Source organism: Streptomyces sp. URMC 127 (assembly GCF_051386535.1).
In the GTDB taxonomy this organism is placed as follows: domain Bacteria; phylum Actinomycetota; class Actinomycetes; order Streptomycetales; family Streptomycetaceae; genus Streptomyces.
Genome location: NZ_JBPQTW010000244.1, coordinates 1 through 9,615, shown reverse-complemented (window position 1 = coordinate 9,615; position 9,615 = coordinate 1). Strand labels below are relative to the sequence as shown.

Genomic DNA, 9,615 nt, shown 5'->3' with positions numbered 1-9,615 from the left:
GCCCCCGCGTCTAGCGGGCCGCGTCCGCCGGGTGCGGGGCCATCGGGAGCGCCGCCGCCAGGCGGTCCTCGCAGAGTTCGGCGAGGCGCTCGTAGCCCTCCTTGCCCATCATCTCCGTGAGCTCGGGCCGGTACGTGACGTAGACCGGCTCGCCGGCCCCGTGCGCGGACGTGGCGGACGTGCACCACCAGTGCAGGTCGTGGCCGCCCGGGCCCCAGCCCCGGCGGTCGTACTCCCCGATGGAGATCCGCAGCACGCGCGTGTCGTCCGGCCGGTCGATCCAGTCGTACGTGCGCCGCACCGGCAGCTGCCAGCAGACGTCCGGCTTGGTCTCCAGCGGCTCGCGGCCCTCCTTGAGGGCCAGGATGTGCAGCGAGCAGCCCGCGCCGCCCGCGAAGCCGGGCCGGTTCTGGAAGATGCAGGAGCCCTTCCAGCGGCGCGTCTGCCGGTCGCCGTCCTCGTCCGTCTGCGTCCACCCGGAGTCCGTGCCCACGTCGTGGAACTGCCAGATCTCGGGGGTGAGCCGCGCCACGTGCCCGGCGACGCGCTGCTCGTCGTCCTCGTCGGAGAAGTGCGCGCCCAGGGTACAGCAGCCGTCGTCGGCGCGCCCCGCCTGGATGCCCTGGCAGCCGCTGCCGAAGATGCACGTCCACCGGGAGGTCAGCCAGGTCAGGTCGCAGCGGAAGACCTGTTCGTCGTCCGCCGGGTCGGGGAACTCGACCCAGGCGCGGGCGAAGTCGAGCCCGACCTCGTCGGAGCCGGACCGGGAAACGGCCGCGACCTGCTGGTCACGCTTTTTGTCCGGCTTGCCCTGGCCGCCCTGCTTGCCCTGCTTGGCCTTCTTCGTCTTTGCCACCCCTCCAGCCTATGCGCCCCCGGCCGCGGCAGTAGCGTTCAGGCCATGAGACTCGGTGTCCTCGACGTGGGTTCGAATACGGTCCATCTGCTCGTGGTGGACGCGCACCCGGGCGCGCGCCCGCTGCCCGCCCACTCCCACAAGACCGAGCTGCGCCTCGCCCAGCTCCTCGACGAGGACGGCGCGATCAGCGAAGCGGGCATAGACCGCCTGGTCGACGTCCTCCGGGAGGCCCTGCAGGCGGCCGAGGACAAGGGCTGCGAGGACGTCCTGCCGTTCGCCACGTCCGCCGTCCGCGAGGCCGCCAACGCGGACACCGTCCTGGCCCGGGTGCACAAGGAGACGGGCCTCACGCTGCCGGTCCTGACCGGCGAGGAGGAGGCCCGCCTGACCTTCCTGGCCGCCCGCCGCTGGTTCGGCTGGTCGGCCGGAAAGCTGCTGGTGCTCGACATCGGCGGCGGCTCCCTGGAGATCGCCTTCGGTCTGGACGAGGACCCGGACGCCGCCGCCTCCCTCCCGCTCGGCGCCGGCCGCCTCACCTCCGCCTGGCTGCCCGGCGACCCGCCGGACCCCACCGACGTGCGCGCCCTGCGGCGCCACGTCCGCGCCCAGATCGCCCGTACCGTCGGCGACTTCGCACGGCTCGGCGCGCCGGACCACGTCGTGGCCACGTCCAAGACCTTCAAGCAGCTCGCCCGCATCGCGGGCGCGGCCCGCTCCACAGAGGGCCTGTACGTGCAGCGCACCCTGACCCGCCGCGCCCTGGAGGACTGGGTGCCGCGGCTCTCCACGATGACCTCCGAACGGCGCGCCCAGCTGCCGGGCGTGTCCGAGGGCAGGGCGCACCAGCTGCTCGCGGGCGCGCTGGTGGCCGAGGGCGCGATGGACCTGTTCGGCGTGGACGAGCTGGAGATCTGCCCGTGGGCGCTGCGCGAAGGCGTCATCCTGCGCAGGCTGGACCACCTGCCGGCGGCGCCGCAGAGCTGAACGCGCGGCGGAGGGGAGGGCGCGGCCGGGGCACCCGGCCACCCGTAGCCAGGCGCCCTCCCGGCGGCGGCCGGGAGCGGACCCGCCACATGGGAGGTACCCGCCCGCCGTACGAGAGGCGGTCGTACGCTGTCCCTCGTGACAGAGCCAGTGGTGCGCATCCCGGATGCGAAGGTCGCGCTGTCCACGGCCTCGGTCTACCCCGAGTCGACGGCGACGGCCTTCGAGATCGCCGCCCGTCTGGGCTACGACGGCGTCGAGGTCATGGTGTGGACCGACCCGGTCAGCCAGGACATCGAGGCGCTCCGCCGCCTGTCCGACTACCACCAGGTGCCCATCCTGGCGGTGCACGCCCCCTGCCTGCTGATCACCCAGCGCGTCTGGTCGACCGACCCGTGGGTCAAGCTCCAGCGCGCCCGGGCGGCCGCCGAGAAGCTCGGCGCGAGCACGGTCGTCGTCCACCCGCCCTTCCGCTGGCAGCGCGGGTACGCCCGCGACTTCGTCCGCGGCATCTGGCGGATGGCCGAGGAGACGGACGTCCGCTTTGCGGTTGAGAACATGTACCCGTGGCGCTACCGCGACCGCGAGATGCTCGCCTACGCGCCCGACTGGGACGTCACCAAGGACGACTACCGCCACTTCACGGTCGACCTCTCGCACACCTCCACCGCCCGCACGGACGCCCTCGCGATGGTCGACCGGATGGGCGACCGGCTCGCCCACATCCACCTCGCCGACGGCAACGGCTCCGCCAAGGACGAACACCTCGTGCCCGGCCGCGGCCGGCAGCCCTGCGCCGAGGTCCTGGAGCGCCTCGCGAACCGCGGCTTCGACGGCCACGTGGTGATCGAGGTCAACACCCGTCGCGCCATGTCCGCGGCCGAACGCGAGGCCGACCTCGCCGAGGCCCTCGCCTTCACCCGGCTCCACCTCGCCTCGCCCACCGGCGTGCCCCGGCCATGACCGCGGCACCCCCCGGCGGCGCCGGAGCCCCCCGCAGACGCGGCCGCCCCGCCCGTACGGACAAGGGCAGCGGCCCGGGCGCGCGCGAGCGCATCCTGGCCGCAGCCCGCGCCGAGTTCGCCGCGCGCGGCTACGACCGCGCGTCCATCCGCGCCATCGCCAAGGGCGCGGACGTCGACCCGGCGCTCGTCCACCACTACTACGGGCCCAAGGAGCAGATCTTCGCGGCCGCGATCGAGACGGACTTCGCACCCGCACTCGAAGCGCCGGGCGTCATCCAGGCCGGCGGCCCGGACACCCTGGGCGAGCGGCTCACCCGCTTCATCCTCGGAGTCTGGGAGGACCCGGCCACCCGCGAGCAGCTCCTCGCGATCGTCCGCTCGGCCGTCGCCAACGAGACCGCCGCCGCGGTCTTCCGCGACCTCGTCACCAGCCGGCTCATGGCCCGCATCGCGGGCGAGCTCGACATCCCCGACGCGAGGCTGCGCTCGGAGCTGGCGGCCGCCCACCTCGTCGGCGTCGCCATGCTGCGCTACGTGATCAAGGTCGAGCCGCTGGCGTCGGCGGACGTGGAGCAGGTGGTGGCCATGGTGGCACCGGCGGTGCAGCGGCACCTGGCGGGGGACACGTAGGACGCGTGGTGCACGCGTAGCGCGTGGTGCGCGCGTATGACGTACGGACGGAGCGCGGACGTATGTACGTGCGGACGTACATACGTCCGCACGTACGGGAGACGCCGCCCGTCGCGGACCCCTGTCCGGCCATGCCCGTGTCTCACATGGCGGAGAAGCCGTTCACCCTCCCCAGCGCGGGCGTAGTCTCGAAAGACGCCGGTACGGCGGAGTAGGAGGCGCCCGCACGACGCCGCGGCGCCCACACACTGCGAGGAGTGGAGCAGGATGCCCGAGCTGAGGTCCCGCACCGTCACCCACGGCCGCAACATGGCGGGCGCCCGCGCCCTCATGCGGGCCTCGGGCGTAGCGAGCGAGGACATCGGCAAGCCGATCATCGCGGTGGCCAACTCCTTCACCGAGTTCGTCCCCGGCCACACCCACCTCGCACCGGTCGGCCGGATCGTCTCCGAGGCGATCAAGGCGGCGGGCGCCGTGCCCCGCGAGTTCAACACCATCGCCGTCGACGACGGCATCGCCATGGGCCACGCCGGCATGCTCTACTCGCTGCCCTCCCGCGACCTGATCGCCGACTCCGTCGAGTACATGGTCGAGGCCCACTGCGCCGACGCCCTGATCTGCATCTCCAACTGCGACAAGATCACCCCGGGCATGCTGATGGCCGCCATGCGCCTCAACATCCCCGTCGTCTTCGTCTCCGGCGGCCCCATGGAGGCCGGCCAGGCCACCCTCGTCGACGGCACGGTCCGCAAGCTCGACCTCATCAACGCCATCGTCGACGCGGTCAACGAGAACGTCTCCGACGAGGACGTGCTGCGCATCGAGGAGAACGCCTGCCCGACCTGCGGCTCGTGCTCCGGCATGTTCACCGCCAACTCCATGAACTGCCTCACCGAGGCCATCGGCCTCTCCCTGCCGGGCAACGGCTCCGTCCTCGCCACGCACACCGCCCGCAAGGCCCTCTACGAGAACGCCGCCCGCACGGTCGTCGAGATCACCAAGCGCTACTACGAGGACGGCGACGAGTCCGTCCTGCCGCGCAACATCGCCACCCGCGCCGCCTTCGACAACGCCATGGCCCTCGACATCGCCATGGGCGGCTCGACCAACACGATCCTCCACCTCCTCGCCGCCGCGCAGGAGGCCGGGCTCGACTACGACCTGAGCGACATCGACGAGGTCTCGCGGCGCGTCCCCTGCCTGGCCAAGGTCGCCCCCAACGTCGCCCCCGGCGGCACCTACTACATGGAGGACGTCCACCGCGCGGGCGGCATCCCCGCCATCCTCGGCGAGCTCTACCGCGCGGGCCTCCTCAACGAGGACGTGCACACCGTCCACTCGCCCGGCATCAAGGAGTGGCTGGAGGCCTGGGACGTGCGCGGCGGCTCGCCGACCCCCGAGGCCGTCGAGCTCTGGCACGCCGCCCCCGGCTGCGTCCGCTCCGCGACCGCCTTCTCCCAGTCCGAGCGCTGGGAGTCGCTGGACACCGACGCGGCCGGCGGCTGCATCCGGGACGCCACCCACGCCTACTCCAAGGACGGCGGGCTGGCCGTCCTGAAGGGCAACCTGGCCGTCGACGGCTGCGTCGTGAAGACGGCCGGCGTCGACGAGTCGATCTGGACGTTCGAGGGCCCGGCCGTCGTCTGCGAGTCGCAGGAGGAGGCCGTCGACAAGATCCTGGGGAAGCAGGTCAAGGAGGGCGACGTCGTCGTCATCCGCTACGAGGGCCCCCGCGGCGGCCCCGGCATGCAGGAAATGCTCTACCCGACGTCCTTCCTCAAGGGCCGCGGCCTCGGCAAGGCCTGCGCCCTCGTGACGGACGGCCGCTTCTCGGGCGGCACGTCAGGCCTGTCGATCGGCCACGCGTCGCCGGAGGCCGCGTCGGGCGGCACGATCGCGCTGGTGCAGGACGGCGACCGCATCCGCATCGACATCCCGAACCGCTCCATCGAACTCCTCGTCGAGGACTCCGAGCTCGACGCGCGGCGCGCGGCACTGGGCGGCACGTACGCCCCGAAGAACCGCGAACGCAAGGTCTCGGCAGCGCTGCGCGCGTACGCGGCAATGGCCACAAGCGCGGACCGCGGCGCGGTCCGGGACGTCAGCCGCCTGGACGCCTGACGGCGGGCCGACGGTACGGGGCCTGAGGCCCGGTGCGGCGCCGGCCGGGGCGTCAGCTTCGGACGGCGCCGCCGGGCTGTGCCGCCGGACTGCGCCACGGTGGTTGCTCGCCGTGGCGGCGGAGCACAGGGCGCGGGCCGTGCCGCGGGCGTCTCCCGAGACACCGTGCACAGGCGGCTGCTTGCCGTGGAGCGGATGCGGCGCGAAGGGCGGCGGCTACCTCGTATCCGCCGCGACGGCGCTCAGCCGCAATGAATGGTGACCGGCGGTGCCATGCCGGGCTCGGCCCCGTACAACGGGACGCGCACCGGCGGCCGGCCGGTCGGCCGCTAGCGCCAGCGCTCCGGCTCGTCGGCGGCGACTGCGAAGACCGTTCCGTCGGGCGCCGTGCCGAAGACCTTCCCGTCCGCCGCGACGGGCGCGGGCAGCAGGTCGACGTAGCCGCGCCCGGCGCGGGCAGGGCGCGGCGGCGTCTGGCCGAGGAGCGCCCCCTTGGCCGTGTCGACGGCCAGCAGCCGCCCGTCCGCCGCCGAGAAGTACACCCGGTCCTCACCGGCAGCCACCAGCGCGGACGCGTTCGCCACCGACGTGTCCAGGCGCCACAGCTGCCCCTTCCGCCCTACGGCCGTGAGCCCGCCGTCCGTCGACAGCAAATACACCGCATCGCCCCGCGCCACCGCACTCGCCACGTTGAGCGGCGTACCGAGCGGCACGCGCGTCTCCCGCCGTGCCCCCGGGTCGTAGCGGACGACGGCCGCCACCCGGTTGTCCCTGTCGGGAGCCGTCAGGAACAGCGCACCGTCCGTCCCGGCCCCCACGGCCGTCAGGTCGCCGTCGGCCGTCCGCTCCCACAGCGTCGTCCCGCGCTCCGGGTCCAGCGCGAGGATCCGCGTCCGGTGCTGCCCCTGACCGGCCGGAGCCACGGCGTACACCGGCTGCCCCGGCCCGCCGCCCGCCGCGCCCCCGGCGCCGTGGCTCACGCCGTGGCCCGCCCCGTAGAAGGAGAAAGCCGGCTTGGAATGCCCGGGCAGACCGAGCCCGTGCTGCCAGCGCTGCTTGTTCGTACCGCCGTCGACCGCCGTGACCGTCCCGTCCCCGGCGACCAGCAGCACGGTGTCCCCGGCGTGGTAGACCCGCCCGGGGTACGCGGAGACGTCCCGCGTCCAGCGCGGCTCACCACTGGACGGCTCCAGCGCCGTCAGCGTCCGCCCGTCCGGCGAGAAGACGTGCACGAGACCGCCGGAGACGACGGGAGCGGGCACGGGACCGGCCTCGCCACCGCCGGCGGAGGAGGTGGCGGAGGCGGCCTTCTGCCAAGCGATCTTCCCGGTGGAGGTTTCGATGCGCGCCGCCTGCAAACCGCGCGCGGAGCAGTACAGCGCCTCCCCTCCGTACGCGCACGCGCCCGTCGCACCGCCCGGCACCGGCACCTCCCACGGCCGCCAGTCCGCGGAGGCGACGGTCGGCCGCGTCTGCAGCGGCCGGTCCGCGTCACCGTCACGACTCAGCGCCCACGTCCCTCCGGCCACCAGGGCCGCGGTCGCCACACCAGCGGAAACGAGCCACGGCATACGCCGCCGCCGACGCGGGACGGAGCCGCGAGCGGGCGCGGCGCGACCTGGGGTCCGGGCGGCGGAAACGGGGACCTGGGCGGCAGGACCGGGGGTCTGGGCGGCGGTACCGGGGGCCTCTTCGCCCTCCTCCCGCGGAGGAGGGACGCGCACGTGCGTGGGGACGGAGTCGTCCGGTCCCGCAGCCTCGACCCGGCGCACACCGACCCCGCCGTGCCGCAGCGCACGCGGCAGCCGAGCCATGATCGCGTCCGGCGTCGGCCGCTGCGCGGGGTCCTTCGCCAGGCAGTCCTGGACCAGCGGTACGAGATCGGCCGGCACGCCCGTCAGATCCGGTTCGGTGTGCACGACCTGGTAGGCGACGATGTACGGGCTCTCCGACTCGAACGGCCCCCGCCCGGTCGCCGCATGCACGAGCAGCGACGCCAGCGCGAACACATCCGCCGCCGGCCCCACCTCCCGCGGCCGCTGGAACTGCTCGGGCGCCATGAACGGCGGCGTCCCGATCAGCTTGCCGGTCTCGGTCCGCAGCTCGCTGTCGTACGGGCGCGAGATGCCGAAGTCGATGACCTTCGGACCGTCCTCGGCCAGCAGCACATTGCTCGGCTTGAGGTCCCGGTGCACGACCCCGGCCCGGTGGATGTCCCGCAGCGCCTCCGCGAGCCCGGCCGCCAGGCGCCGCACTTCCTCCGGGGCGAGAGGGCCGTTCCGTTTCACGCGCTCGGAAAGCGTGGGGCCGGGAATGTAGAGCGTCGCCATCCAAGGGCGCTCGCCATCGGGATCCGCGTCCACGACAGGGGCGGTGAATGCGCCGCTCACCCGGCGGGCGGCCGCCACCTCCTGCCGGAAACGCGCCCTGAACTCGGGATCCACCGCATATTCGGCGTGCACCACCTTGACCGCGAGCCGCAGCCCCGAAGCGGAACGCGCCAGATGCACCACGCCCATGCCACCGGAACCGAGGCGCCCTTCCAGCCGGTACTCACCGGCGTAACCCGGATCCTCCGCTTCCGCTCCTGTTCCGGCACTGCGCAGCGGCGGCATTCCCCCACCCCCGTTGTCTGTCGGCCGCAGAATGCGCGGCGTCCGGAGCCTAATCGATGGCATCCGGCAATCCCGGGAGGCGTGCCGCGCCTTGCTAGCCTGCACATGACATCGCATGTCTTTTGATCTACACCGCAGCAATCAACGCATCATTGACCGACGGTGAACGCTCTGACGGGGGAGGGCCGCATGGCCACCAGCGAGATCAACGAGATCAACGAGATGAACGAGGCCAACGAGGTCGGCGAGAACAGCAAGGGCAGCGAGATCAGCGAGATCAGCGAGACGAGCGAGAACGAGTCCTCTGTCCTGTCGGCCCGCTCGGCCGCAGCCGCCACGGTCTACTACCCGATCGCTCCCGGCCAGCAGGTCAACGTGCGCCGCGGCCCGAACACGGGCAGCCAGATCGTCCGCGTCCTCCCCGAGGACTCCCGCATCGCCATCCGCTGCCAGACCCGCGGCGAAACCATCACCGGCCCCTACGGCACCACTGACATCTGGGACAGCATCGCTCCCGGCCAGTACGTGTCGGACGCCTATGTGAAGACCGGCAGCGACGGTTTCGTGGCGGTCCGCTGCTCCTGATCCCGTACAGGGGCCGGTCGACATAATCGAGGTATGAGCGACGAGCAGGGAACAGGGCCCCAGCCGGAACCGATCAGGTTCTTCGGCACCACGTGGCTGAATCACGACGGTGGATACGCGCTGCGGCGCGTGGGCGCGTGCCTCGGCGCGCTCGCCGTCGCAGCGGCGGGCGCACTGGTCCTGCGCTTCGGCTACGAGGGCCTGGCCATCGCCAAGGTGGGCGGCCTGGTCAACGCCATGGTGGTCGTCGCCTTCGCGGTGTGCAGCGCCCTGGCCTTCCGCCGCACCTGGGAGCGGTTCGGCCGCCGCCCGGATCCCGCGGCCGACCCGCACGCCGAGCGGTCCATGCAGAGCCTGATGATGATCGGCTTCATCGGAGCCCTGCTGGCCTACGCCCTCCGCACGCTCAAGGAGGCGCCGGGTGAGGAGCTGCACCGCCGGGAGTACGAGGAGGCCGTCGCGCGGTACGAGCGGCGGACGGGGCGGAAGGGCGCCAAGAGCGGCAAGGGCCGGCGCAAGCGGTAGGCGGTAGGGGGACGAGGAGGCGAGGGGGTGGCAACGAGGCCCCGAAACCTCGTGTAGTGTTCTCCGAGTTGCCGCGGGGCCCGCGAGGGAGCCGGGGCAGCGATCGAGCCGCACCGGCGGCACTCACCACTGCACGGCCCCTGAACGGGATGAATTTCGGCGTGCCGAAATTCGGACCGGGAAGGCCCCAGGCTCCGATTAGGAGCCGCCGGGGAAATCCGCTAAAGTAGTGATCACGCCGGAAGGCGCGAAACAAACCCCGCTCCAGCAGGGGGCCGGAAAAGTGATTCGGACCGGAAACGGAACGGAAAACGGATCTGGTAAGGTTGGA

The 9,615-nt window shown here is 72.8% G+C and carries 8 protein-coding genes; 6 read left to right on the top strand and 2 right to left on the bottom strand.

What is annotated here, in order from left to right; all coding sequences use genetic code 11:
• Positions 1-10: 10 nt before the first annotated feature.
• A complete protein-coding gene (locus tag ACSNOH_RS30480; protein WP_436724679.1) occupies positions 11-856 on the bottom strand; it encodes a hypothetical protein in 846 nt (281 codons plus the stop codon).
• Between the two features lie 45 nt (positions 857-901).
• Here ACSNOH_RS30480 and ACSNOH_RS30475 point away from each other — a divergent pair, with 45 nt between their 5' ends.
• The 4 genes from ACSNOH_RS30475 (at position 902) to ilvD (ending at position 5,559) form a co-directional block, all read left to right on the top strand.
• Positions 902-1,843: a Ppx/GppA phosphatase family protein gene (locus tag ACSNOH_RS30475; RefSeq protein ID WP_436724678.1), complete on the top strand. Its 942-nt coding sequence runs from the start codon at positions 902-904 to the stop codon at positions 1,841-1,843.
• Positions 1,844-1,981: 138 nt separating this feature from the next.
• Positions 1,982-2,806: a sugar phosphate isomerase/epimerase family protein gene (locus ACSNOH_RS30470; protein WP_436724677.1), complete on the top strand. Its 825-nt coding sequence runs from the start codon at positions 1,982-1,984 to the stop codon at positions 2,804-2,806.
• A complete protein-coding gene (locus ACSNOH_RS30465) occupies positions 2,803-3,438 on the top strand; it encodes a TetR family transcriptional regulator (RefSeq protein ID WP_436724676.1) in 636 nt (211 codons plus the stop codon). Before ACSNOH_RS30470 ends, ACSNOH_RS30465 begins: the two co-directional genes overlap by 4 nt.
• 267 nt (positions 3,439-3,705) lie before the next feature.
• Positions 3,706-5,559: a dihydroxy-acid dehydratase gene (gene ilvD, locus ACSNOH_RS30460; RefSeq protein WP_436724675.1), complete on the top strand. Its 1,854-nt coding sequence runs from the start codon at positions 3,706-3,708 to the stop codon at positions 5,557-5,559.
• A 329-nt stretch (positions 5,560-5,888) separates the two neighbouring features.
• On the opposite strand, the gene ACSNOH_RS30455 is transcribed toward ilvD, so the two are convergent.
• Entirely contained in the window at positions 5,889-8,174 is a 2,286-nt protein-coding gene (locus ACSNOH_RS30455; protein ID WP_436724674.1) for a protein kinase domain-containing protein, read from the bottom strand.
• 189 nt (positions 8,175-8,363) lie between these two features.
• Here ACSNOH_RS30455 and ACSNOH_RS30450 point away from each other — a divergent pair, with 189 nt between their 5' ends.
• Both ACSNOH_RS30450 and ACSNOH_RS30445 read left to right on the top strand, forming a co-directional pair.
• Positions 8,364-8,759, top strand: coding sequence for an SH3 domain-containing protein (locus ACSNOH_RS30450; RefSeq protein ID WP_436724673.1), 396 nt, complete (start codon positions 8,364-8,366; stop codon positions 8,757-8,759).
• A 33-nt stretch (positions 8,760-8,792) separates the two neighbouring features.
• A complete protein-coding gene (locus ACSNOH_RS30445) occupies positions 8,793-9,284 on the top strand; it encodes an EamA/RhaT family transporter (protein WP_436724672.1) in 492 nt (163 codons plus the stop codon).
• Positions 9,285-9,615 lie beyond the last annotated feature (331 nt).